The organism is Arthrobacter caoxuetaonis (assembly GCF_023921125.1).
GTDB lineage: Bacteria > Actinomycetota > Actinomycetes > Actinomycetales > Micrococcaceae > Arthrobacter_B > Arthrobacter_B caoxuetaonis.
This window is the reverse complement of sequence record NZ_CP099466.1, coordinates 2,123,962-2,146,858: the sequence shown is the minus strand read 5'-3', so window position 1 is coordinate 2,146,858 and position 22,897 is coordinate 2,123,962. Positions and strand designations below refer to the sequence as shown.

At 65.7% G+C, this 22,897-nt stretch carries 22 protein-coding genes and 2 tRNA genes; 16 read left to right on the top strand and 8 right to left on the bottom strand.

What is annotated here, in order from left to right; genetic code table 11:
• Positions 1 to 11 precede the first annotated feature (11 nt).
• The 9 genes from proB (at position 12) to NF551_RS09795 (ending at position 6,926) form a co-directional block, all read left to right on the top strand.
• Positions 12 to 1,253: a glutamate 5-kinase gene (gene proB / locus NF551_RS09835; protein WP_227895608.1), complete on the top strand. Its 1,242-nt coding sequence runs from the start codon at positions 12 to 14 to the stop codon at positions 1,251 to 1,253.
• Positions 1,250 to 2,572, top strand: a complete 1,323-nt coding sequence (locus NF551_RS09830; protein WP_227895609.1) for a glutamate-5-semialdehyde dehydrogenase — start codon at positions 1,250 to 1,252, stop codon at positions 2,570 to 2,572. Before proB ends, NF551_RS09830 begins: the two co-directional genes overlap by 4 nt.
• A gap of 112 nt (positions 2,573 to 2,684) precedes the next feature.
• Positions 2,685 to 2,921, top strand: a complete 237-nt coding sequence (locus tag NF551_RS09825; RefSeq protein ID WP_227895610.1) for a hypothetical protein — start codon at positions 2,685 to 2,687, stop codon at positions 2,919 to 2,921.
• 35 nt (positions 2,922 to 2,956) lie between these two features.
• Positions 2,957 to 3,613 carry a nicotinate-nucleotide adenylyltransferase gene (nadD, locus tag NF551_RS09820; protein WP_227895611.1) on the top strand — a complete coding sequence of 219 codons (657 nt, stop codon included), beginning with the start codon at positions 2,957 to 2,959 and terminating at the stop codon, positions 3,611 to 3,613.
• Positions 3,614 to 3,638: 25 nt separating this feature from the next.
• Positions 3,639 to 5,006 carry a hypothetical protein gene (locus tag NF551_RS09815; RefSeq protein WP_227895612.1) on the top strand — a complete coding sequence of 456 codons (1,368 nt, stop codon included), beginning with the start codon at positions 3,639 to 3,641 and terminating at the stop codon, positions 5,004 to 5,006.
• Positions 5,007 to 5,025: 19 nt separating this feature from the next.
• Positions 5,026 to 5,412: a ribosome silencing factor gene (gene rsfS, locus NF551_RS09810; RefSeq protein WP_227895613.1), complete on the top strand. Its 387-nt coding sequence runs from the start codon at positions 5,026 to 5,028 to the stop codon at positions 5,410 to 5,412.
• A 176-nt stretch (positions 5,413 to 5,588) separates the two neighbouring features.
• Positions 5,589 to 5,661, top strand: a tRNA-Ala gene (locus tag NF551_RS09805).
• Between the two features lie 67 nt (positions 5,662 to 5,728).
• A tRNA-Ala gene (locus NF551_RS09800) sits at positions 5,729 to 5,801 on the top strand.
• 174 nt (positions 5,802 to 5,975) lie between these two features.
• Complete coding sequence (locus NF551_RS09795; RefSeq protein WP_227895749.1) at positions 5,976 to 6,926, top strand: aldo/keto reductase; 951 nt, start codon at positions 5,976 to 5,978, stop codon at positions 6,924 to 6,926.
• Between the two features lie 8 nt (positions 6,927 to 6,934).
• On the opposite strand, the gene NF551_RS09790 is transcribed toward NF551_RS09795, so the two are convergent.
• Positions 6,935 to 8,035, bottom strand: a complete 1,101-nt coding sequence (locus NF551_RS09790) for a saccharopine dehydrogenase family protein (RefSeq protein WP_227895614.1) — start codon at positions 8,033 to 8,035, stop codon at positions 6,935 to 6,937.
• 112 nt (positions 8,036 to 8,147) lie between these two features.
• On the opposite strand from NF551_RS09790, the gene NF551_RS09785 reads away from it, so the two are divergent.
• Positions 8,148 to 9,059, top strand: coding sequence for an NUDIX domain-containing protein (locus tag NF551_RS09785; protein ID WP_227895615.1), 912 nt, complete (start codon positions 8,148 to 8,150; stop codon positions 9,057 to 9,059).
• Here NF551_RS09785 and NF551_RS09780 read toward each other — a convergent pair.
• From NF551_RS09780 to NF551_RS09760, 5 genes are all read right to left on the bottom strand, one after another.
• The gene (locus NF551_RS09780; protein WP_227895616.1) at positions 9,053 to 9,745 is read right to left on the bottom strand and encodes a lysoplasmalogenase; all 693 of its coding nucleotides are present in this window, start codon (positions 9,743 to 9,745) and stop codon (positions 9,053 to 9,055) included. The two genes, NF551_RS09785 and NF551_RS09780, sit on opposite strands and share 7 nt — an antisense overlap.
• Before the next feature lie 89 nt (positions 9,746 to 9,834).
• Positions 9,835 to 11,169: a D-arabinono-1,4-lactone oxidase gene (locus tag NF551_RS09775; protein WP_227895617.1), complete on the bottom strand. Its 1,335-nt coding sequence runs from the start codon at positions 11,167 to 11,169 to the stop codon at positions 9,835 to 9,837.
• Positions 11,166 to 12,452, bottom strand: coding sequence for an amino acid deaminase/aldolase (locus NF551_RS09770; protein WP_227895618.1), 1,287 nt, complete (start codon positions 12,450 to 12,452; stop codon positions 11,166 to 11,168). Before NF551_RS09770 ends, NF551_RS09775 begins: the two co-directional genes overlap by 4 nt.
• Positions 12,453 to 12,550: 98 nt before the next feature.
• On the bottom strand, positions 12,551 to 13,339 hold the full coding sequence (locus NF551_RS09765; protein ID WP_227895619.1) for a MerR family transcriptional regulator: 789 nt from the start codon (positions 13,337 to 13,339) through the stop codon (positions 12,551 to 12,553).
• Between the two features lie 34 nt (positions 13,340 to 13,373).
• Positions 13,374 to 14,378 carry a patatin-like phospholipase family protein gene (locus NF551_RS09760; RefSeq protein ID WP_227895620.1) on the bottom strand — a complete coding sequence of 335 codons (1,005 nt, stop codon included), beginning with the start codon at positions 14,376 to 14,378 and terminating at the stop codon, positions 13,374 to 13,376.
• Positions 14,379 to 14,595: 217 nt separating this feature from the next.
• On the opposite strand from NF551_RS09760, the gene NF551_RS09755 reads away from it, so the two are divergent.
• From NF551_RS09755 to NF551_RS09745, 3 genes are all read left to right on the top strand, one after another.
• Positions 14,596 to 15,666 (top strand): fatty acid desaturase family protein, encoded by a 1,071-nt coding sequence (locus NF551_RS09755; RefSeq protein WP_227895621.1) that lies wholly within the window; start codon positions 14,596 to 14,598, stop codon positions 15,664 to 15,666.
• A gap of 98 nt (positions 15,667 to 15,764) precedes the next feature.
• Entirely contained in the window at positions 15,765 to 16,859 is a 1,095-nt protein-coding gene (locus NF551_RS09750; RefSeq protein ID WP_227895622.1) for an App1 family protein phosphatidate phosphatase, read from the top strand.
• Between the two features lie 48 nt (positions 16,860 to 16,907).
• Positions 16,908 to 17,390: a DUF2975 domain-containing protein gene (locus NF551_RS09745; RefSeq protein WP_227895623.1), complete on the top strand. Its 483-nt coding sequence runs from the start codon at positions 16,908 to 16,910 to the stop codon at positions 17,388 to 17,390.
• Here NF551_RS09745 and NF551_RS09740 read toward each other — a convergent pair.
• Together NF551_RS09740 and NF551_RS09735 are read right to left on the bottom strand one after the other, a co-directional pair.
• Positions 17,387 to 18,481, bottom strand: coding sequence for an FUSC family protein (locus NF551_RS09740; protein WP_227895624.1), 1,095 nt, complete (start codon positions 18,479 to 18,481; stop codon positions 17,387 to 17,389). The two genes, NF551_RS09745 and NF551_RS09740, sit on opposite strands and share 4 nt — an antisense overlap.
• Positions 18,482 to 18,567: 86 nt before the next feature.
• A complete protein-coding gene (locus NF551_RS09735) occupies positions 18,568 to 19,497 on the bottom strand; it encodes a LysR family transcriptional regulator (protein ID WP_227895625.1) in 930 nt (309 codons plus the stop codon).
• 349 nt (positions 19,498 to 19,846) lie between these two features.
• Here NF551_RS09735 and nrdH point away from each other — a divergent pair, with 349 nt between their 5' ends.
• From nrdH to nrdE, 3 genes are all read left to right on the top strand, one after another.
• Entirely contained in the window at positions 19,847 to 20,092 is a 246-nt protein-coding gene (nrdH, locus tag NF551_RS09730) for a glutaredoxin-like protein NrdH (RefSeq protein WP_227895626.1), read from the top strand.
• Between the two features lie 147 nt (positions 20,093 to 20,239).
• The gene (nrdI, locus tag NF551_RS09725) at positions 20,240 to 20,761 is read left to right on the top strand and encodes a class Ib ribonucleoside-diphosphate reductase assembly flavoprotein NrdI (protein WP_423721624.1); all 522 of its coding nucleotides are present in this window, start codon (positions 20,240 to 20,242) and stop codon (positions 20,759 to 20,761) included.
• Positions 20,758 to 22,896, top strand: coding sequence for a class 1b ribonucleoside-diphosphate reductase subunit alpha (nrdE, locus tag NF551_RS09720; protein ID WP_227895751.1), 2,139 nt, complete (start codon positions 20,758 to 20,760; stop codon positions 22,894 to 22,896). Before nrdI ends, nrdE begins: the two co-directional genes overlap by 4 nt.
• The last annotated feature ends 1 nt before the right edge of the window (position 22,897 follow it).

Genomic DNA, 22,897 nt, shown 5'->3' with positions numbered 1-22,897 from the left:
CTGGATCGGTCATGACAGAAGAATCTGAAGCACAGACCGTGTCCGTTCCCAAGCGCCCGCTCCAGTCCCGCGCGGGCCTCGCCCGTGCCCGCCGCATCGTCGTCAAGGTAGGGTCCTCCTCCCTGACCTCGGTTGCCGGCGGCATTTCGGACGAGGCACTGACGTCCCTTGCGGACGTCCTGGCTGCCAGGAGGCAGCAGGGGACCGAGATCATCCTGGTCTCCTCGGGTGCGATCTCCGCGGGCCTTGCGCCGCTGGGCCTAAGCCGGCGCCCCTCCCAGCTCTCCACCCAGCAGGCAGCGGCCAGCGTGGGGCAGGGGCTGCTGATGGCGCGCTACACCGAAGCATTCGGCCGGCATGGCGTCACTGTGAGCCAGGTCCTGCTGACGGTTGAAGACCTGATGCGCCGAACCCACCACGCCAACGCCCACCGGGCGATGGAACGGCTGCTGAACTTCGGCGTCGTACCGATCGTCAACGAGAACGACACCGTTGCCAGCCACGAAATCCGCTTCGGCGACAACGACCGGCTGGCGGCACTCGTGGCGCACCTGGTCAAGGCGGACGCGCTGATCCTGCTCTCCGACGTCGACTCCCTCTATGACGGCCCGCCCTCAGCTGGCGCCCGTCGCATTCCGGAAGTCACCGGTATGCAGGACCTTGAAGACGTGCGCATCGGAAAAGTCGGCAAGGCCGGAGTGGGCACAGGAGGCATGGTCACGAAGGTTGAGGCCGCCACGATCGCGGCGGAGTCCGGCATCCCGGCGCTGGTCACGTCCACCGAAAACGCTGCTGCCGCCCTGGCCGGCGAAGACGTCGGCACCTGGTTCACCACCCGCGGCGTCCGCCAGCCCATCCGGTTGCTGTGGCTTGCCCACCTAGCCCGGATCCAGGGTTCGCTGGTGCTCGACGACGGCGCCGCGCGTGCCGTGGGGGAGCGCCGCCGTTCGCTGCTTCCGGCGGGGATCGTGGCGGTGGAAGGCCACTTCGAACCCGGTGACCCCGTCGCGCTGCGCGACACCTCCGGCCGGGTCCTTGCCCACGGCCTGACGAACTATGCCTCCGATGAGCTGCCCAAGATGCTCGGCAGGTCCACCAAGGAGCTGGCGAAGGAGCTGGGCCGCGGCTACGAACGTTCCGTGGTGCACGTGAATGACCTGGTGATCCTGCACCCGCACGGCGCCGGCGCAGGCGAACAGGCGCCGTCACGGACCGGACAGTCAGACGGCACCGCAGCTACACTGGGAGCATGACCGCTGCCGATACTGCTGCCGTGACCGACGACCGCACCGCCTCTTCCGCGCCCTCGCCGGAGGACGTCGAGACCGGCGTCAACAGCATCGCCGACCGGGCCCGGGTCGCTGCCCGCCGGATGGCCCGTGCCAACCGGGCGTGGAAGGACCTGGCCCTGGAACAGATTGCCCAGGACATCGTGTCCCGGCGCGACCTGGTTCTGGCTGCCAACGCCGAAGACCTGCGGCGCGGACGGGACAAGGGAACATCCGAGGCACTGCTGGACCGCCTGACGCTGACTACGGAACGCATAGACGGACTGGCCGAAGCCCTGCGGAGCCTGGCCGGCCTGCCGGACCCCGTAGGCTCCGTTGCCCGCGGACAGACGCTGCCCAACGGCCTGCGGCTTCGGCAGGTACACGTTCCGCTCGGCGTCGTCGGCGCCATCTACGAGGCCCGCCCCAACGTCACCGTGGACATTGCCGGCCTTGCCCTCAAGAGCGGTAACGCCGTGATCCTGCGCGGCGGCAGCGCGGCGGCAGCTACCAACACCGTGCTCGTGAACCTGATCCGGGACTCCCTGGATACTGTGGGACTTCCCTCTGACGCGGTGCAGAGCATCGATACCTACGGGCGGCCGGGCGCCAACGTGCTGATGAAGGCGCGCGGCAAGGTCGACGTCCTCATTCCCCGCGGTGGCCGCGACCTGATCCAGAACGTCGTCACCAATGCGTCCGTCCCCGTCATCGAAACGGGTGAGGGCAACGTCCACATCTATCTCGACGAATCCGCTCCTGAAGAGATGGCCGTCGACATCCTGGTCAATGCCAAGACCCAGCGTCCCAGCGTCTGCAACACCGTGGAGACCCTGCTGGTCCACAAGGACGCAGCGGCGGCCCGCGAGGTCCTGGCCGTCCTGGCGTCTTCCGGCGTCCGGCTGCACGCCGACGAGCGCATCCGGGCGATCCTGCCCGAAGGCACCCAGGCAGTGGAGGCCACCGACGATGACTGGGGCCGGGAATACATGGACCTGGACCTTGCCGTGGCCATGGTCGACTCCATGGAGGAAGCACTCGAGCACATCCGCCGCTGGACCACCGGCCATACCGAGGCGATCATTACCAACAACCTGGCCAACGCTGAGCGCTTCATCGCCGAGATCGATTCGGCCGCGGTGATCGTCAACGCGTCCACCCGGTTTACCGACGGCGGCGAGCTGGGGCTGGGCGCAGAGGTCGGCATCTCCACCCAGAAGATGCACGCCCGCGGCCCGATGGGCCTCAAGGAACTGACCACCACCAAGTGGATCATCCAGGGCGACGGCCAGGTGCGCGTCTAAAAACACCTGCCCTGCGCCGGACCCGGACTGCGTTGTTCCGGGCGCCTACGCGTACCATTGATCTAGAAACGATGCTCCGCCGGGGTTACCGGCGGTTGATTTAGGGAGATTCATGCTGATCCAGCTTTCCAGTGCTGCGCTGATGGCGGCCGAAGTTGCCGAAGAACACGCAGAGGGAACACCCCCGCTCGTCTACGGCGCCGTCATCTTTGGCATCTTCATGGTGCTGATGTTCGCGACCATGGCCTTCACCAGCCTCGGCCACCGCCACGAAGCGACGCCGGAACACGTTGACCCGCAGCGCCAGTTCCCGAACAAGCACGACCACGGCCAGGGAATCCCCGAATAGGTCCCCGCCCCCAGGTGGAACCGGCTGGAACTGGCATGCCTACAGCAGAAGAATCGGTGGACAACGGACACCGCCCCTACCGCCTCGGCGTTATGGGCGGCACTTTCGATCCCATCCACCACGGCCACCTGGTTGCAGCCAGCGAAGTCGCGTCGGTCTTCGACCTCGACGAAGTGGTCTTCGTGCCGACCGGCGAGCCGTGGCACAAGTCTTCCCAGGAAGTCACTCCAGCCGAACACCGATACCTGATGACCGTCATCGCGACGGCATCGAATCCGCGGTTCAAGGTCAGCCGGGTGGACATTGACCGGCCCGGGCCTACCTACACGATTGATACGCTGAGGGATCTGCGCCAGGCACGTCCGGATGCCGAGCTGTTTTTCATCACCGGCGCGGACGCCATGGCGCAGATCCTTTCGTGGAAGGATGTCCAGGAGCTTTGGTCGCTGGCCCATTTCGTGGGGGTGACCAGGCCTGGCCATGAATTGCAGAACATGGGGCGCGACGACGTCAAGCTCCTGGAAATTCCAGCCATGGCAATCTCCTCGACGGACTGCCGGCAGCGGGTCGCGGCATCGGAACCCGTCTGGTATCTCGTTCCGGACGGTGTGGTGCAGTACATCGCCAAGCACAAGCTCTATACACCTGCGCAGCAGCAGGCTCCGGCTGCCACCACTGAACCAGTAGCCTGAGCAACCAACACCGGATGGGTAGGAAATGACTAACGGTCCAGAGTCCGCAGACGCACCTCGACGCAGCCGCCGTGCGGCTGGCTCGGCGGCGGATGCGGGGCCCCAGGAGCGGGAGTCCCAGCAGCGGGCGCGCAACCGCGAAGCACTGCGCGCCTACAAGGCACTCACCGAAAGCCAGGACCGCAGGGAGCCCCCCAGCGCCAACCCGCCAACCCGGCGCCAGCTGCGCATCGCCCAGCAGCAGGCGCAGCAGGCCCAGCAACAGCCCAAGCAGTCAGACCGGGAAAAACCCGCTGTTGAGAGTCCCGTACCTTCGTCGGGGCGCCGTTCCGGTGCTGTAGTTCCTGACTCCTCTTCGTCTCCCGCTCCAGTGGCGTCCCCCGCAGCAGCGGCCGCGTCCGTCCAGGCAGCCAGCCGCAGGGAACGGCGGCTGCGCGCTGCCCAGCAGCCCGAACCTGCCGTGGCCATCCAGCCCGCCACCCCGGCACCGACGCGTGCCCCGGCCGTGTCCGGTGCCCCGGATGCCATGGTTTCCCCGAATGCCACGCAACTGTCCTCCGCTGCTCCCGCGGAGGCGCCGCCAGCCGCAGAGGCGCGGGCAGCTGCAGAGGCGCGGGCAGCTGCAGAGACGTCCGCTCCGGAGGCACCCACCACATCCGCTCCGGCGCCGGAGGCACCCAATGCCGACGTCGCCAACATGTCCGTGGAACAGGCACTCGCGGCGCGCGAAGCGCTCAAGCACCAGGCCCGCAACCAAGTGGCTGCCATGGAAGCGCTGCAGCAGTCTGATCCCCACGCCGTCGACCTGGAACTGCTGGCCCAGCAGCGTGCCCTGGCCGAACGCGCAGCGGTGCTGAACCGGCGAACGCAGAACATCCAGCGGCTGGCCCAGGAGAACGAGCAGCGCCGCTCGCCCCAGTCCGACCCCACGACTGCCCACAACCTGGCGATGGTGACACCGCTGGAGTTTGTGGAGGTTCCCGGCGTCGGCCGGCCGGTCATGAAGCCGCCGCGCACTTCACACGTGCCGATCGTGACGTCGTCGAACCCCGCGGCACCGAATGCTCCGGGCACCGGGCGAATGGGGCAGGTCCGGAAGCCGGCATCCAACAGTCGCCCGGACCGGGCCAAACAGCCCGCCGAAAGCGCCGAAGTCCGGCACTCCCAAATTCTTGCCAGGGCCGATGCCCTGGTTAATGCGCCGCTGGAAGCAGACCAGGGGGCGAAGCCGATCGGTGCAAGAAGCGCGTTCGGCCTGGACCCCCTGGATGTCATGACTGCAGGCCTCGGCCGCACCCGGAGGATGCGCCTGGTATCCCTGGGAGCCGTAGGTGCGGGCCTTGCTGCCCTCGCCGTCGGCATATTAATGATCGTCGGCGGCCTTGGCAGCTGATACCAAACAAGGAGACACGTTGAGCGCCACCGAATCATCCATGGATATTGCCCGTACCGCAGCGAAGGCGGCGTCGGCCAAGCTGGCGGATGACATCGTCGCCATCGACGTCAGCGAACGCCTTGCCATCACCGATATCTTCCTGATCGCATCGGCATCGAACGAACGCCAGGTCAACGCCATTGTTGACGGCATCGAAGAGGAGCTGGCAAAGGAAGGGCTGAAGCCCGTCCGCCGCGAAGGGCGCAGTGAAGGACGCTGGGTCCTGCTGGACTACGCAACTGTAGTGGTGCATGTGCAGCACGAGGAAGACCGCGTCTTCTACGCCCTGGACAGGCTGTGGAAGGACTGCCCGGCAGTTGATCTCCAGCTGCCCGAAACCCCTGCTGCGCAGGAATCCGAATAGCGTGTTCCCGCGCGGGCTGGCGGCATGGTTCCGCCGCCCGCAGCGGGAATCACAGCGTTGTACTTTGATTTTGCACTCTGCGGCTTCTGTACTAAAGTAGAGGAGTTGCTTCGGCCCGGGTGGAAGAATTCGGACCGGCAATTTTCTTGATTTACTGGCTTTTGGGACAGTATTTCGGGGCTGTGGCGCAGCTGGTAGCGCACCTGCATGGCATGCAGGGGGTCAGGGGTTCGAGTCCCCTCAGCTCCACCGGTATCTCCCGGGCAGCCGGGATATATGGTTGGATGGATATCCAGTGGATCTAAAGAACTGAATTGGGGCTGTGGCGCAGCTGGTAGCGCACCTGCATGGCATGCAGGGGGTCAGGGGTTCGAGTCCCCTCAGCTCCACCCAGACTATTTGAACCCTCGACACGCGAAAGCGTGCCGGGGGTTCAAGTGTTTAAGCCTGGGGTTGCGGGGTCTCTCTCAGGAGGGCAGGAAGCTTCCCGATCGCCTGCCGCTATGCTGGGCCTTTGGCTGAGGTTCGCCCCGGCCAACACGGAACCCACCCGGGAGGAATCCATGAAGACTGTCCGCTTTGGAACCACCGACCAGCAGGTGCCCAGCGTGATTGCCGGCATGATGCGAATTGCCGGGGACTCCGACGAGCAGATCCGCGCCCTGTACACGGCCTCTCGCGAGGCGGGCATCAATTTCTTCGACCACGCGGACCTGTACGGGTTCAACCGACCGGGCGGCGGGTACCACCTGTGCGAGCGGCGCTTCGCCGAGTCCCTGCAGCTCAGCTCCTCGGAGCGCGGGCAGATCATCCTGCAGACCAAGACCGGCATCGTCGAGGAACCGTGGAGCTATGACCAGTCGTATGAACACATAGTCTCCTCGGCCGAGGAATCGCTGAAGGCGCTGCGCACGGACTACCTCGATGTACTGCTGCTGCACCGGCCTGACGCCTTGGTCGAACCGGAGGAGGTCGGCCGTGCCTTCGACCATCTGGAGTCCTCCGGGAAGGTCCGTTCCTTCGGCGTTTCCAACCACACCCCGCGCCAGATCGATCTGCTCAAGACCGCGGTGCAGCAGCCGATCGTGGCCAATCAGGTACAGCTCTCGATCACGCACTCGACGATCATCGCCCAGGGCCTGTCATCGAACATGGCAGACCATGGTGACTCGATCACCCGGGACGGCGGCGGCCTGGTCGACTACGCCCGGATCAACAAGATCACGCTCCAGGCCTGGTCGCCGTTCCAGCGGGGCTTCCAGGGCGGGGTCTTCTTCGACTCGCCCGACTACCCGGAGCTGAACGCCGAACTTGAAAAGCTCGCGGGGAAGTACGCAGTGACGCCTACCGCGATTGCGGTCGCCTGGATCACCCGGCATCCGGCGGGGATGCAGGCGGTCCTCGGGACCACGACGCCGCAGCGTGTCACCGATGCTGCACAGGGATCGGACATCCCGCTGACCAGGGGTGAGTGGTACGGGCTCATCCGGGCGGCCGGCCACAACGTGCCCTGAGGGTCTCCCTATCCCGGAATTGGCGCCAGCCCGGCCCCGGCGCACAGCGCAACGAGTCCGGCGGGGCCGAACGCCTCAACGGGTCCCAGGACACCGTGCCGCAGTGCTTTGCCCTCCTGCAGTGCCGTTGCACCTTCGGCCAAGAGCTCTCCGGTGAGGGTGTAGACGCTGGGACCGAGCACCTGGACCGCTGCCAGGGGGCTGCCGTTCTCATCAAGGACCCTGGCCGCCGCCAGGCTCAGTGTCCGGCTGCGTTCGGATTCATCCGGGCCTCCGGGCGGGCCGGTGACCCTGCCTCCCGCCCACTGAAGGGCCCGCTGTCCCCAGGGTGTCCTCTCCATCTGGGCTGCCAGCCAGGTGAGCGGCTGCGCCACTGCGCTGAGTGCGGGGAACCAGCCGTTGAAGACCTCCACTGACGCCAGCTGCGGGAACGCCTCCGGCATGAACAGGACTTCCGTTCCCGGAGCCAGGAACGCGCGCTTTTCCCGTCCGAGGACACGGAACACCTCCGACGTGCCGGCGATGCGGTCCTCGCCAAGGCTCCGGTCCCGGTAGACGGCCGCCGGCTTCGTGAGGTTGTCGGCGAGGGTGGACCGGGTGCCCTGGCTGAGGCCGCGCCGCAGGGTGCCGGCAGTAAAGTAGCCAACGCGCAATGCTGATGCTGCCGAGCCGGCCCTCTGCATCGCCAGGGTCCCGGCCAGAAAGCCGGGGACATAGTCGTAGCCGAAGGCCGGAACCATCGTGATGCCCTGCTCCTGTGCCTGGCGGGACAGCCGGCGCCGAAGCTCCTGGACGAAGCCGACTTCGCCGGTCGAGTCCAGGTAGTGCGCCCCGGCTTCCACGGCTGCCTGGGCAGCGGCATGGCCGTAGCGTTCAAAGGGGCCAACGGTGGAGACCAAGACGTCGCCGGGCGAGACGAGCGCACGCATGGCGGCACTGTCGCGGACATCGGCGCTCCGGTAGTCCAGCCGGTCAGGTGCGGCGAGCTCCTGCAGGTTCCCCGCGTTGCGGCCTGCGAGGACGGGACGCACGCCGCGTTTGAGCAGCGACTCGACCACGAGCCGGCCCGTGTAGCCGGTGGCGCCGAAGACGATGATGCTGTTTGTCACAGGTTTCTCCCTTGCCATTGGTGCGGCCGGCCGAGGACGATGCCGCTGCCCTTCGGAGGGGAGTCTAGCCTTTGAGCACCCCGGACAGCACAGGTGTGGCAGGGTAGGGGACGTGAGAATCGAACCTCCTGCCACCGGGGAGCCGCCGCGTCCCCACGGACCGCGTGACCCGGGCGACGCCTGGGTGATTTCTCCTTCGGGGGAAAAATACTGGGGCCGCTTTGGTGCGGCCGGCCTGCTGGCCGTCGATCCGGACCGCGGCGTGCTGCTGCAGCACCGGGCCGCGTGGAGCCACCACGGGGATACCTGGGGGCTGCCCGGGGGAGCCCGGCACCAGCACGAAGGCGCTGAGGCGGCGGCACTGCGGGAATCAGCGGAGGAAGCCGGTGTTCCCGCAGGGGCTCTCCACCCGAGGTTCATGAGCGTACTGGACCTCCAGGTGTGGACCTACTCGACCTTGATGGCGGACGTCCGGGAGCCGTTTGAACCGGTGATCAGCGATCCGGAAAGCCGTGAGCTGGCCTGGATACCGGTCGAAGACGTTGAGGCGCTGCCCCTGCACCCGGGGTTCGCAGCCTCCTGGCAGAAGCTGCGCCCGCTGCTGGCGGTGCGTCCCGCCGTCGTCGTCGATGCGGCGAACGTGGTGGGTTCCGTGCCGGACGGCTGGTGGAAGGACCGCGCCGGTGCAGCGGCCCGCCTGCTGGAAGCCATGGGCAGCCTCGCCTCGGAGGGATTGTCCGCGTCGGTGCTGTCACTGCCTGCGGACCGCTGGTATCCCGAATTCCTCGTGGTCCTTGAAGGCCGGGCCCGCGGCGTCGGGGAGGCGCAGGTACCGGCAGGCATCGGCGTCGTGCGTGCCGAAGGGGACGGAGACGACGCCGTCGCGGGCGCCGCTGCACGCCTGGCGGATTCGGGGCGCAGCGTTACCGTGGTGACGAGTGACAAGGAGCTTGCCGCCCGCAGCCTCGCCGTCGGCGCCGCCGTTCTGGGGTCCGGGGAATTCCGGGACCTGCTCCGCTACTGATCCCTGGGCGAACGTCCGCGCAGGAAACCGGCCGCAATCAGCCCCTGCCCGGCGCAGTACGTGAGCATGACCAGCGCGCTGGTCCAGCCGGGCATGACCTCCGGCATAAAGATGCGGAACGCCAGCACCGTGTCCGAGGCTAGGAACAGCACTCCGCCGGCTGCGATCACCGGGTTGCACCGTGCAGCGGTCGCGGCTGTACCGCCCAGGACAATGCCATACAGTGCGACGGCGATCGCCAGGCCGCCGAGGGACGGCCACAAGGTCACCAGCATCAGAACCCACCACACGGGAAAGACCAGCGCCCAGCGGGGGAATGGCCCGGGGGCTGCATACTTCCAGAGCAGCCAGATATAGCAAAGGTGCGCTATGCCGAAGGCGCCGAGCATGATTGGGAGCTCAGGTGCCTGCGGAAAGAAGGCTCCGGCACCGTCCCCGATCCAGGAGAAGAACAGTGCCGCGAGCAGCAGGATTCCCGGTGCGGTCCACGTTTTGCGCCGAAACACCCAGACGGCGGCTGCCGCCAGCAGGGGCATCAGCACGAGCTTGGTTGGGGCGGCCACTTCCTCCGCTTCGACCAGCCGTGCAGCGACGTGGACCACGGACAACGCCGCGAACGGAACGAAACCCCACCACCAGGTACGGGCGGGGGCGGTGGTGTTCCTGCGGGCGGACGCTGTAGTCACGGCACTCCTTCGGGTCGGATGACGGACTCATCGTACGGCGGGGCGGGCATGTCCCACGGGACGTGGGACGTTGTGTCGCCGCGGCTCCTTTAGGGTCCCAGGACCCGGTCGAGATAGGCGTTGGAGAAGACCCGCCCCGGATCGAGCCGGTTGCGCACCTCCTGGAAGCTTGCAAACCGGGGATAGCGGGGCGCCAGGGCAGCGGCGTCGAGGGTGTGGAGCTTGCCCCAGTGCGGACGACCGGCGTGCGGGAGGAGGACCTCCTCCACAGCCGAGAAATACTCTGCCGGGTCCTCCCGGTAGTAGCGGTGGACGGCGATGTATGCGGTGTCGCGGCCGTAGGCGGTGGAAAGCCACCGGTCATCTGCCGCGGCCCACCGCACCTCTATGGGAAAAGAGATCCGCCACCGCGGGTTTTGCGCAAAGACCCTGCGGAGCCCTTCAAAAGCCGAAGGCAAGAGATCTGCGGGAACGGCGTACTCCAGTTCACGGAAACGAACCGTCCTGCGCTGGGTGAAAACCCGGGCGGAGGAATCGGTGTAGGCGCTGCCGCCCATCAGCCGGGCAGCCGCACGGTTGACCACTGGTATGACCGCGGGAACCGCAGCTCCGGCAGTACAGGTTGCCCTGAACAGGGAGTTGGACAGAAGCGTTTCATCTGCCCACGCCCACAGCGGCGGCAGGGGATCGCGCCGGGCAGTACCCGGCAGCCGGGTGTTGGTCTTCGTCGCCGCACGTTCTGTATGCGGAAACCAGTAGAACTCGAAATGGTCGCTCGCCTTGACCCTGTCGGCGAGTCCGGCCAGGACAGCGTCCAGCGGCTCAGAACTCTCTTCGGCGCGGAGCAGGAACGCCGGCACGCACTGCAGGGTTACTGAGGCAATGATGCCCAGCGCCCCCAGCCCCAGCGCAGCGGCCGGCAGCAGCGGATCGTCAGCACCTATGGTGAGCAGTCCGCCGTCGGGCTGCACGAGGGTGAGGCCAACCACCTGGGTGGCGAGCCCGCCGAACCCGGCTCCCGTGCCGTGGGTACCGGTGGAAACCGCGCCGGAAATCGTCTGCCGGTCGATGTCCCCAAGATTCGGCATACCCAGTCCGTACGGAGCCAGCAGTCCGGGGATACGGTACAGCCGCGTTCCACCGAGCAGGGTCACCTGTCCGGAATCGCGGTCGGCGTGGACGAGGCCCTGCAGGCGGCCCAGGTCCAGCAGGAGTCCCGGGGCTTCGGCGATGCCCGTGAAGCTGTGTCCGGCCCCAACAGCCTTGACCCGCAGCCCGTCAGAGACCGCCGACGCAACTGCGCGCTGGAGTTCCGGAATGCCGGCGGGTGCGGCGAGGCGTTCCGGGCGGACCCGGACCGTGCCCGCCCAGTTCCGCCATTCGCTCGGCTTTGGGGCGCTGGAAGCGGGGCGGCGCGCTGTCACAGGAAGGCCTTGCCCTCGCCGCGGTATGTGGGCACTGTGCCGGTCACCGTTCCGTGCTGGACCACATGGAATTCGTTGACTCTCTCGGAGAGCTCACCGCTCTTGGCGTGGCGCAGCCATACCCGGTCACCAGGCGCGAGGTGCTCCGCGGCAGGGCCGGCCAAGGGAGTCTGGACCTCGCCGGCTCCTTCCCTCGGCAGCAGCCGCAGCCCGTGCGGCCAGGCGACCTGGGGTGCGCGGCTGGGCCCGGGCGGGCCGGAGGCGATCCAGCCGCCGCCGAGCAGCGTCGCCGTCCGGTCCTGCGGGCGGCGCACCACGTCCAGAGCGACCGCAGCTGCCGGGGCGGGGGAGAACGCCCGGTACGTATCGAACAGGTGGCCGGCGAAGAGCCCTGATCCGGCGGTGATTTCCGTGACCGCGGGATCCGATGCTGTCGTCTCAACCGACCCGGTTCCGCCCCCGTTGACGAATTCGAGAGGGGAGAGCTCCCGCAGGGCGCCCGCTATGGCGGTGCGCCGTTGGGCCAGCTCGGCCATGGAGCGGCGCTGGACCCACCTCATCACGTGGTTCATGGGTCCGGCTCCCGGGACGTTGTCGCCCACCCCGGCCACCTGGCCTTCATACATCATGAGCCCAACCAGGGTAAAGCCGGGACGGGCCGCGATGCGGCGGGCCAGCGCGACGGCATCGTCCGGGTTATGCAGGGGCGAACGGCGCGTGCCGATAAACCCCAGTAAAGGCGCCTGCCAGGAGGCATCGGCGTCGAGGCAGATCCGGATCTCTGGGCGACGGCCCGGCGCGGCGAGGGAATCGATAAGGTTCAGCTGCGCCTCGTCGTCGACCATCAGGGTGATACGGCTGGCCAGGACTTCATCGGAGAGCAGGCGGGTGATGGCTGCCTGCTCCACCGTCGGGTAGCCCAGCAGGACGTCGTCGATGTCCCGGGCAAGCCAGAGGGCTTCGGGGAGCGTGAAGGCCATGACACCGGCAAAGCCGGGCAACCGGAGGAGCGCATCCAGGACGGACCGGACACGGATCGATTTGCTGGCCACCCGGAGCGGCTTGCCGCCGGCCCGCCGCAGCAGGTCCCTGGCGTTCCAGCGGAGCGCGTCCAGTTCCAGGACTGCCGCGGGAGCGGGAAGGTGGGCAACTGCCCGTTCCAAGCCGGCCCAATACCTTTCCGGCTGCTGCCAGGGCTGGCCAGAGGGAGCGCTGCCAAGGTCCAGGACCGCCGGGGTTCCGGAAGGAGCGGCCGGTTCGGGGGACAGATCGGCGTGTGTCATGCATGGATACTAACCATGCCCCCTTCGCCGAGAGGCCAGTTACGGCTCTTACCAGTGCTCAAAGGAGCCGTAACTGGCCTCTCGGTGGTGGCGGGGTCTTAGTCCGCCATGCCGCCCTCGACGTAAACCAGGAGGGCATCGCGCACGAACTCTGCACCTTCGGCCCCGCCGTAGTTGGCAGCGAAACGGGGATCAGCCACGTACATGCCCGCCAGGCTCCGTACATACCCGGAAAGCTGATCAGGGCCGGTTGGCGCGCCGGCGACGGACTTCAGCCAGTCCACGTGGCGGGCGGCCAGGCCCTGCGCCGCGGCGGAGGTCGGATCGGTCCCCTGGGCGGCGGCCTCGGTCCAGGCCCGGCCCAGTTCTTCGGTCTCGGCCTTCCACCGGCTGCGTTCGCCGTCGTCCATGTTCTTCCACCATTCATCGGAGCGCGCGTAGGCCTCCCTGCCCCATTTCTGCTCCACCTCGTCCTTGTACTGCGTGTGGTCGAATCCGTCGAAGGTGTTCTCGGCCATGATGTCCTGTCCTTTCTCCAAAGCTGTGATGGTTCGCGTCACGGAGGCGATTTGCCGGGCCAGGCGGTCTTTTTCCTGTTCCAGCCATGCCAGGTGGGTCCGCAGGGCGTCCGTCGTGTTGCCCTGCCGCTCAAGCACGCCGGCTATCTCGGCCAGGCCCAGTCCCAGTTCCCGCAGCAGCAGGATCCGCTGCAGCCGGATCAAGGCGTGCTGGTCGTAGTAGCGGTAGCCGTTGCCGCCAATCCGCGAGGGTGGCAGCAGCCCTACCGCGTCATAGTGCCGCAGCGTCCGGCTGGTGATACCGGCGAGCCGGGCAACCTCCTGAACAGGAAAGTCACGTCCGGCCGCGTTCCGGGTTCCGTGATTCATGCTTTCCACGCTACGGGTTGACGCAACGTCAACGTCAACCGTCCTGTGCCAGCCTGCCGGCAAGATCCTGCAGGACTGCGGCGTCTGCGGAAACCAGGGCGTCCGCCGTCCGCAGCAGCCCGCTGATGTTTTCCGGGCTCGCATCGTCCAGGGCATGGTCGACGCCGGGAAACAGCTCGGTCTGTGCGCGAATGTACTGCTCTCCCAGAAGCAGGGCGATCAGGCGGCGCGTCAGCACCCCGGGCGCCCCGTACAGGGTCTCGACGATCGGTTCCAGCGCAGCCTTCTGCCCGGGGTGGGCGAGTTGGGCCACGGCGCTGGGCTCCAGCGAGCTGCCGCCGGCCTGTACACCGGTGCCGAGGGAAACCAACACGATCCCGGGGTTATCAGTGCTGCGGCGCTGCTGGACCATCGCCATGGTCAGGCCCACAAAAGCAGGATCATTGGCAGCCAGTCCTCCGTCCACCAGGAGCCGGCGAACGCCGTCCGTACCGGTGTAGGGCACGGGCTCGAAATAGGTGGGTGCCGCCGAGGTAGCCAGCGCCGCGGTGGCCATGGGTGCATCGCCCAGGACGCCCTGGTCAAGTCCGCCTCCGCTGAACAGGAGGCCGGCGAAGTGTGCCAGGTCAACGGTGACCACAGCGACCGGCTTTACAGCCGCTGAGAGAGGCCGGTCCCCAAAATACCCGTCCAGGTACCGGCGCAGCGGCTCGGATGAATACCGTGCCTGCCCGCCGGACCCGCCCGGTGCGTCTGGGCCGGCCTGCTCGGCCTTCGCGGCTCCGCCACCTGGGAAATCGGAGAAGATTTCCGCCCCGTGGTCCACGTACAGGCCGCGGAGGGCAGCGGCGCTGTGCGGCTCCCCGGTTTTGGAAGGGCACGTCAGGCCCAGTGCGATGATGCCTCCGGTGGATGTCCCCACCACAATGTCGAAGAGCTCGGAAGCGGGCTTTCCGGCCAGTTCCTCCAGCCTCATCAGCCAGGTCGCAGGAATGATGCCGCGGATGCCCCCGCCGTCAATGGACAGGACTCTGATCACGGATTCTCCCCGGACAATCGGACTGCTGGTGCAGCCATGCTGTGCCTTGCCGGGAGGGGGGTCAACGGCTGGGCCGGGATTCGAAGCGCCAGGGCAGAAGTAATTGTTACGACTTGGTCACAGCATATTTCCAGCAATTCGGGTTAGGCTGTCAAACATCTACTGAGCATTTGCTCTACCTTCGCGGCTGGGAAGTCGATGACAGCCAGAGGCGCTTATGAGTATTGATGCACAACCCCGTACCACCAGGAACCGCGAGAACGCCGTCACCAGCAGCTATTCAGCGCTGCTGAAGATCATTCGCGACGAAGGGCTGCTCAAACGGCGCCGTGCTTTCTACATCACCACCTTCGCGTTCCTCTGTGCCGGTCTCATCGCCGCCGGCACCGGCTTCTTCCTGATCGGTGAGAGCTGGTTCCAGCTCCTGATCGCCGCCGCACTGGGCATCCTGTTCACACAGCTCGCCTTCATTTCGCACGAAGCTTCCCACCGCCAGGTTTTCGAATCCGGACCCGCGAATGACCGGGCCGGCCGCTTCCTTGCCAACGCCGTTGTTGGTATCAGCTACCAGTGGTGGATGAATAAGCACAGCCGGCACCATGCCAACCCGAACACCGTGGGCAAGGATCCGGACATCGAGATGGACACCATCTCCTTCCAGGTGGAGCAGGCCGAAACCCGCAAGGGAATCATGGCTTGGATGACCCGCCGCCAGGGCTGGCTGTTCTTCCCGCTGTTGCTGCTTGAAGGCATCAACCTGCACGCAACGTCGATCAAGCACCTCTTCTCCAAGCAGAAGGTCAAGGGACGCTACACGGAGATCACCATGGTCTTCCTGCGCCTGGGCCTCTACGTGGCTGCGGTCTTCTACTTCCTTCCGGTTGGCATGGCGTTTGCCTTCCTCGGCGTCCAACTCGGCGTCTTCGGTGTGTACATGGGCGCGTCCTTCGCACCGAACCACAAGGGCATGCCGCTGATCCCGCGTGACTCCAAGGTCGATTTCCTCAGCCGCCAGGTCCTGACCTCACGCAACATCACCGGCCGCGGCATGAACACGTTCATGGGCGGACTGAACTACCAGGTGGAGCACCACCTGTTCCCGAGCATGCCGCGCCCGCACCTGGCCCGCGCTTCGGAAATCGTCAAGGAACACTGCGCCAAGCACAAGATCCCGTACACCGAGGCAACGCTCACTGAGTCCTATGCAATCGTGGTCCGCTACCTGAACCGCGTGGGCCTCTCCGCCCGCGACCCGTTCGACTGCCCCGTCCGCTCGCAGTACCGCTAGCCCTTATCGCAAACCGAAGGACGGTTACCGCACGGCGGGAACCGTCCTTCGGTCTTTCCCGGACCGCATCAGTCCCAGGCGTCTGCAAGACTGGGGGCATGCCTTCTACTCCCGTACCAGGATTGCCCGCCATACAACGGACCAAGGACCAGGCGCTTCATATTGGAGCGCGGATTGAGGACCGCCTTCACGCCTACCGGATGAATGCCGCACGTAAACGCGGGGGAGTGCAGACGATCCTTTCCTTCACCGGCTACGGATCGACGACGTGGGTGCGGGTCCTCGGAAGAGTGGTGCTGGCGAAACCCGGCAAGCTGTCCGCACGCAGCGGAGAAAGCGTCCAGCCACTGCGCGACGGCGTACGGGGCTGGCGGAACTTCATCAGTCCGCCGGTGAATGAAGCAGTGGTCTGCGTCGAGGTCGGAGACGAGAAACACCTGGTCACTGCCGATCGCGGCGGGGTCATCGACGTCGTGCTGCCTGCGTCCCTGACGCCGGGCTGGACCACCGTGACCCTCCGTCCCGAGGCTGAGCCCGAAGCCGCGCCGGCGGTGTCCCCCGTGTACATCGTGGACCCCGAGGCGAGGACCGGGGTGATCTCCGACATCGACGACACCATCATGGTGACGGCACTGCCGCGGCCGCTGCTGGCCGCCTGGAATACGTTTGTCCTGGACGAACATGCACGCACTCCCACGCCGGGGATGGCCGTCATGATGGACCGGCTGGTCCGTGAGAACGAGGGAAGTCCGGTGTTCTACCTTTCCACCGGCGCGTGGAACGTCGCCGCGACGCTGACGCGGTTCATCACCCGGAACCTGTATCCGGCAGGGCCCCTGCTGCTCACGGACTGGGGTCCCACGCGGGACCGCTGGTTCCGCAGCGGGCCCGAGCACAAGCGCACGCAGCTGGAGCGCCTGGCCAAGGAGTTCCCGAACATCAGCTGGCTGCTCATTGGGGACAACGGGCAGCACGATGAGTCGCTGTATGCAGAGTTCAGCCGGAGCCATCCGCAGAACGTCCGGGCGGTGGCTATCCGGGAGCTTTCCCCCAGCGAAGCCGTGCTGGCGGGCGGCCGGTCAGCCGGCAGGGGCAGTGAGCAGCCCCGGGACATTCCGTGGATCTATGCCCCCGACGGCGCCGGCATGTCGCGGCAGCTCTCCGATCTTGGCCTGTTGCCGGAAGCACTCTAGGACGGTTTATCTATTGATTAACGATCGTCTTTGATCGATAATCAACGCATGAATCCTTGGCTGCCCGTCTTCCGCAGGGTCCTGCTGCCCGCCGTCTTCCTCTTTGTTCTGCTGCTGCAAACGATGGGAGTGCCGTTCATCGGCGGAGAGCTGGCTGATGAGTTTCCCGAGTACGCCTACCTGTTGCCTCCATATCTGACAGTCGTCAGCGCCGGTTTTGTCTGCATGCAGGTTGCAGTGGCCGCCGCGTGGAGCCTGGCTGGGCTGGCGTCCCGCGGCAGGCTGTACACAGCTGCCGCGGTAACGCGGACTGCCGTCATGGCTGCGGCAAGCGGAACAGCCACGGTGCTGGCACTGCTCCTGGCAGGCCATCTGCACTATGTGGTCGGAGAGGGTAATCCGGCGTCCCTGTTTGCCTTCGGCTCTGCCATCCTGGCCGGACTGGCCTGCACCGTGCTGAGCATCAGCCTCCGGGGACGGCTGCTGGAGGGCAGGCACTTGGAAACCTCCGCAGGGCCGGAGGAAGTTTAGGGCTGGTCGTCCTCGGTGCGGACCGTTCGCAGGACCCTGCGAAGGCTCATCGCCAGCGAAGCGGGGGCATCCACCGGACTGTCCGGGGACGCTGAGCTGTTAACTTGCCGTACGAGGTCCTGCACCGCCGCTACGGCCTCTGAATATTCGTCCGTCTGGTCGTCCCAGGTTTCAACGGCTTCGGCAGTGGCAAGCATGGCACGCTCCAGCGAGCCGGCTACCTCGTGGCTGACAGGTGTTTCCTCTGGAGTACTCCAGATGGCAGTGGCGAGGACCTCGGTCATGTCCTCCACATAGAGGGTCACCCGCTCCATGGCGCGCAGGGCGCGGAAGTCAGCACTGAGGTCCCGCTGGTGGCGCCTGCGGCGCAGGTTGCCCTGCCTGCCGGAATCCGCCAGCTGGACCGCTTCGCGTACCTCACGGCTAAAGGAAATGAGCTCCGTGCGCCGGCTGGACCAGTCCTCATGCTCCGGCGGCCAGCTTTCTCCGACCGCTGTTCCCATCTCACGCAGCTGCCTGGCGAGGTTCAGCCGCAGCGCCGCCAGTCCGTCCACGGCGCCGTTGAGGTGGAGGGGAGGGAACACAACGGCGTTTACCGCCAGCCCGATCAGGACTCCCACACCCATTTGAACGGCATAACCGTAGGAGTATCCGTCAGCATCGTCGCCGCCCAGCACCAGGACAAACAAGGCGGCCACCGGCAGGTAATCGCGCCCGGCACCAAGGCGGGGGATTCCGGCCAGAAGGACACCGAGTCCAACGATCAGCGCGATGGTCCAGACTGTCGGACCGCCGAAGAGGAGGGCGATCAGGGCCAGTCCGATGCCAATCAGGAGTCCGGCTAGGGTTTGCAGGCCCGCCCGTACGCTGCCCGCGACTGTGGGATACATGCAGACCAGCGCTCCCAGTGGAGCGTAGTAGGGATACTGTGAGGCCACTCCGGGAACCAGGGGTGCCACACTCCAGGCAATTGCCACCGCCAGTGCGGCTTTGAACGCAAGCTGGACGCGGGTGTAGCGCAGCATGCCGGTGAGCCGGTTGGAAACTGCTGCGGCGGACGGTGTGGGCAGTTTTTTCCCTCGCAGTGCCATTCGGCAAGTATGCCGCGTGGCCTGGCGGGGCGTCGATTTTTGCGATGTGCGGCACCTTGGCGGCCGAACCGGCCAGCGGGCAGGTGCTAGGCGTCCGCGGCGCCGGGGGAAATGCTGATTTCCTGCAGGACCTCGGCCAGCCGGTCCAGGAACACCCGGGTCCGGGGAAGCTGCCTGTCGTTGATCAGCAGGGCGAAGATGCTGCGGGCCAGGCGGATTTCGGGCACGTCAAGGACGACGACGCCGCGGCTGCTGCCGCGCATCGCCAGCTCGGGCACCAGGGCGGCACCCATTCCGGCAGCTGCCATTTCCAGGGAGGCGTTGAAGTCATCGCAATAGGCGGCGACCCGGGGATGGAGGCTGCAGCTGGCAAACAGGCGCTCGATGACCAAGGCATCAGGAGTCCCGGGATGATGCATGATCCAGGGCATGTCCGAAAGCTGTTCGGCGCTGACCCTGGACCCCGGGCGGATGCCCCACTGTTCAGGCAGGACCACCCGGAAGTTGTCATCCCCGAGCCACTGCCGGGTGACGGTCGCGGGCCACGCCAGCCCGCCCTGGCCCACCTGGAACACCAGGGCGACGTCGAGTTCCCCGCCTGCGCGCAGCCCCTGGGTGGTCTGCCCCGGCTCGGCAACGAAGACCTTCAGGTTGATTCCCACATCCCGCCAGCCCGGTGAGCCCACCAGGCGGGGAAGCGCGAACGTGGCCAGGCTGGGGAAGATGCCCAGGCGCAGCTCGTGTTCGGTTCCGGCCTCGGCCCGGGCGGCAGCTGCCAGCAGTGCGTCCATGTCCGTGAGGACCTTGGCGGCATGGCGGGACATCACGACGGCGGCTTCCGTGGGGACGGCTGCCCGCGCGGACCGCTCGAAGAGGGTGGTGCCGGTTTCGCGTTCCAGGGCGGACATCTGCTGGGAGACCGCGGAAGCGGTGTAGCCCAGGTGCAGGGCCGCCGCCGCGAAGGATCCTGAGCGGATGACTTCCAGCAGAGTCTTGAGATGGACGGGATTGACCATATGTGGCTGTCCTTTCCTCTCCTTGGTGCCCTGAATCGCCGTCGACCACAATATCTAGTGGTAGCAGGCACTACGTGCGACACGCCCAACAGGAGCGACACGCAGTTATTCACGCCGCCTCACAGGCTGTGCATCCGGTCTCCACAGGCTGTGGAGAACCACCTGTTCCAGAGCGGAAATGCACGCAAACTCCCGGCTGGCCCTGTGCAGAAACTGTGGACGACGGACGTGTCGAATGACATACTTGTAATACATCATCTTGGGGTAGGGTCCGTGGCGGCGCACTAGATGTAGTGGCCGGATGTAGTATCAATGGACAGACTTCAAGCTTCACCTAGGGGAGACCACCATGACCGTCACGGTTTACACCAAGCCTTCTTGCGTACAGTGCAACGCCACGTACCGCGCCCTCGATAAGAAGGGCATCGCGTACCAGAGCGTGGACATGTCCCAGGACCCCGAGGCCCTTGAGCGCGTGCGTTCCCTGGGCTTCATGCAGGCTCCGGTAGTCGTGACGGACCAGGACTCCTGGTCCGGCTTCCGCCCGGACAAGATCGAAGAGCTGGCACAGGCCAGCGTTACTTCCGTCGCCTAGCCGGCAGGGACTTCGGAAGAAGCGTCCCATCCGGGGATTACCCCCGGACCGGACCAAACCCAGGCGGACATCCGCCGCACCGCCGTCGGGACCGACGAAGTGCATCCACACCATCAGCAAGCACCGCAGTCACAGAAGCAGGACGCCATGACTTTGGGAATCGCGATGCCGCAGGCAGGTTCGTTGGAAGACGAACACCGCCGGCCATCTGACGATAGCCAAAACCCCGTCACAGCCGCAGACCTGGTGTACTTCACCTCCGCCTCGGGCTACACCGGACGGTTCGTGGACAAGCTCGGCCGCGAGGCAGGACAGATCCCGCTGCTCACCAGTGCCCCCACACTGCTGGCACAGCGGCCCTACGTACTGGTCCTGCCGACCTACGGCGGAACCGCCGGCCAGCCCGGCGCCGCAGCCAAAGGCGCCGTGCCAAAGCAGGTCATCAAGTTCCTGAACGTTGAGTCCAACCGGTCTTTGATCCGCGGAGTCATCGGCGCAGGAAATACAAACTTCGGGGAGAACTACTGCCTGGCGGCGGACATCATCGCCGCCAAATGCAAGGTCCCCGTTCTCTATAGATTTGAACTCATGGGCACGTCGGAGGACGTCGCCACGGTAAACCAAGGATTGGAAGAGTTTTGGACACATCAGTCGCAGAAGCCGGCATGACGGACTCCAAGGAGCTGCCGGAGGCCTATAAGGGGCTTGGCTATCACGAGCTGAACGCCATGCTGAATCTCTACGGCAAGAACGGCGAAATCCAGTTCGACGCCGATCGTGCGGCTGCGCGCCAGTACTTCCTCCAGCACGTGAACAACAACACCGTGTTCTTCCACGACCTGGAAGAGAAGCTGGACTACCTGGTCAAGAACGACTACTACGAGCGCGAGACGCTGGACCAGTACACGATGAACTTCATCCGTGAGCTCTACCAGCGCGCGTACAAGAAGAAGTTCCGCTTCGAAACCTTCCTTGGTGCTTTCAAGTTCTACACCTCGTACACGCTCAAGACGTTCGACGGCAAGCGCTATCTCGAGCGCTACGAAGACCGTGTCTGCATGGTTGCCCTGCACCTGGCCCGCGGCGACGAGAAGCTGGCCGAGCAGATGGTTGACGAGATCATCGAGGGCCGCTTCCAGCCGGCGACCCCCACGTTCCTGAACGCCGGCAAGAAGCAGCGCGGCGAGCTCGTCTCCTGCTTCCTGCTGCGCATCGAAGACAACATGGAGTCGATCGGCCGTTCCATCAACTCGGCCCTGCAGCTCTCCAAGCGCGGCGGCGGCGTTGCCTTCGCGCTGACCAACATCCGCGAGGTCGGCGCGCCGATCAAGCAGATCGAGAACCAGTCCTCCGGCGTCATCCCCGTGATGAAGCTGCTCGAAGATTCCTTCTCCTACGCCAACCAGCTCGGAGCCCGCCAGGGCGCCGGTGCCGTGTACCTGCACGCCCACCACCCGGACATCAACCGGTTCCTGGACACCAAGCGGGAAAACGCGGACGAGAAGATCCGCATCAAGACCCTCTCCCTCGGCGTCGTGATTCCGGACATCACCTTCGAACTCGCCAAGCGCGACGAAGACATGTACCTCTTCTCCCCGTACGACGTCGAAAAGGTTTACGGCATGCCGTTCTCCGACGTCTCGGTTACCGAGAAGTACTACGAGATGGTCGATGACTCCCGGATCAAGAAGACCAAGATCAAGGCCCGCGAGTTCTTCCAGACCCTCGCAGAGATCCAGTTCGAATCCGGTTACCCGTACATCATGTTCGAAGACACCGTGAACCGGGAAAACCCGATTGACGGCAAGATCATCATGTCCAACCTGTGCTCGGAAATCCTCCAGGTTTCCCAGCCCACCACGTACAACGATGACCTGTCCTACGACCAGACCGGTAAGGACATCTCCTGCAACCTGGGTTCGCTGAACATCGCGAAGACCATGGATTCCCCGGACTTCGGCCGGACCATCGAGACGGCGATCCGTGCCCTGACCGCCGTGTCGGACATGAGCCACATCGGTTCGGTTCCGTCCATCGCCAAGGGCAACGACCAGTCCCACGCCATTGGCCTGGGCCAGATGAACCTGCACGGCTACCTGGCCCGCGAGCGGGTCCACTACGGCTCCGAAGAGGGCATCGACTTCACGAACATCTACTTCTACACGGTGGTCTACCACGCCGTGCGGGCGTCGAACCTGCTGGCCATCGAAACCGGCCGCACGTTCGCCGGGTTCGAGAAGTCCAAGTACGCCTCGGGCGAGTACTTCGAGAAGTACGTAAACCAGGACTGGGTGCCTCAGACCGAACGGGTACGCGAGCTCTTCGAGAACGTACACATCCCGACCCGGGAAGACTGGGCTGCGCTGCGCGACTCGGTCATGGCCCACGGCATCTACAACCAGAACCTGCAGGCTGTCCCGCCGACCGGTTCGATCTCCTACATCAACAACTCCACCTCCTCCATCCACCCGGTGGCGTCGAAGATCGAGATCCGCAAGGAAGGCAAGCTGGGCCGCGTGTACTACCCGGCTCCGTACCTGACCAACGACAACCTGGAGTTCTACCAGGATGCGTACGAAATCGGCTACGAGAAGATCATTGACACCTATGCCGCTGCCACGCAGCACGTGGACCAGGGCCTGTCCCTGACGCTGTTCTTCAAGGACACCGCCACCACGCGTGACATCAACAAGGCGCAGATCTACGCCTGGCGCAAGGGCATCAAGACCATCTACTACATCCGCCTGCGCCAGCTCGCCCTGGAAGGCACCGAAGTTGAGGGCTGCGTTTCCTGCATGCTGTAGG

Excerpts from the sequence above, each read along its gene's own strand:
- proB (WP_227895608.1), top strand. The coding sequence starts at position 12 with ATGACAGAAGAATCTGAAGCACAGACCGTGTCCGTTCCCAAGCGCCCG.
- NF551_RS09830 (WP_227895609.1), top strand. The coding sequence starts at position 1,250 with ATGACCGCTGCCGATACTGCTGCCGTGACCGACGACCGCACCGCCTCT.
- NF551_RS09825 (WP_227895610.1), top strand. The coding sequence starts at position 2,685 with ATGCTGATCCAGCTTTCCAGTGCTGCGCTGATGGCGGCCGAAGTTGCC.
- nadD (WP_227895611.1), top strand. The coding sequence starts at position 2,957 with ATGCCTACAGCAGAAGAATCGGTGGACAACGGACACCGCCCCTACCGC.
- NF551_RS09815 (WP_227895612.1), top strand. The coding sequence starts at position 3,639 with ATGACTAACGGTCCAGAGTCCGCAGACGCACCTCGACGCAGCCGCCGT.
- NF551_RS09795 (WP_227895749.1), top strand. The coding sequence starts at position 5,976 with ATGAAGACTGTCCGCTTTGGAACCACCGACCAGCAGGTGCCCAGCGTG.
- NF551_RS09770 (WP_227895618.1), bottom strand. The coding sequence starts at position 12,452 with ATGACACACGCCGATCTGTCCCCCGAACCGGCCGCTCCTTCCGGAACC.
- NF551_RS09765 (WP_227895619.1), bottom strand. The coding sequence starts at position 13,339 with ATGAATCACGGAACCCGGAACGCGGCCGGACGTGACTTTCCTGTTCAG.
- NF551_RS09755 (WP_227895621.1), top strand. The coding sequence starts at position 14,596 with ATGAGTATTGATGCACAACCCCGTACCACCAGGAACCGCGAGAACGCC.
- NF551_RS09750 (WP_227895622.1), top strand. The coding sequence starts at position 15,765 with ATGCCTTCTACTCCCGTACCAGGATTGCCCGCCATACAACGGACCAAG.
- NF551_RS09745 (WP_227895623.1), top strand. The coding sequence starts at position 16,908 with ATGAATCCTTGGCTGCCCGTCTTCCGCAGGGTCCTGCTGCCCGCCGTC.
- NF551_RS09740 (WP_227895624.1), bottom strand. The coding sequence starts at position 18,481 with ATGGCACTGCGAGGGAAAAAACTGCCCACACCGTCCGCCGCAGCAGTT.
- NF551_RS09735 (WP_227895625.1), bottom strand. The coding sequence starts at position 19,497 with ATGGTCAATCCCGTCCATCTCAAGACTCTGCTGGAAGTCATCCGCTCA.
- nrdH (WP_227895626.1), top strand. The coding sequence starts at position 19,847 with ATGACCGTCACGGTTTACACCAAGCCTTCTTGCGTACAGTGCAACGCC.
- nrdI (WP_423721624.1), top strand. The coding sequence starts at position 20,240 with ATGACTTTGGGAATCGCGATGCCGCAGGCAGGTTCGTTGGAAGACGAA.
- nrdE (WP_227895751.1), top strand. The coding sequence starts at position 20,758 with ATGACGGACTCCAAGGAGCTGCCGGAGGCCTATAAGGGGCTTGGCTAT.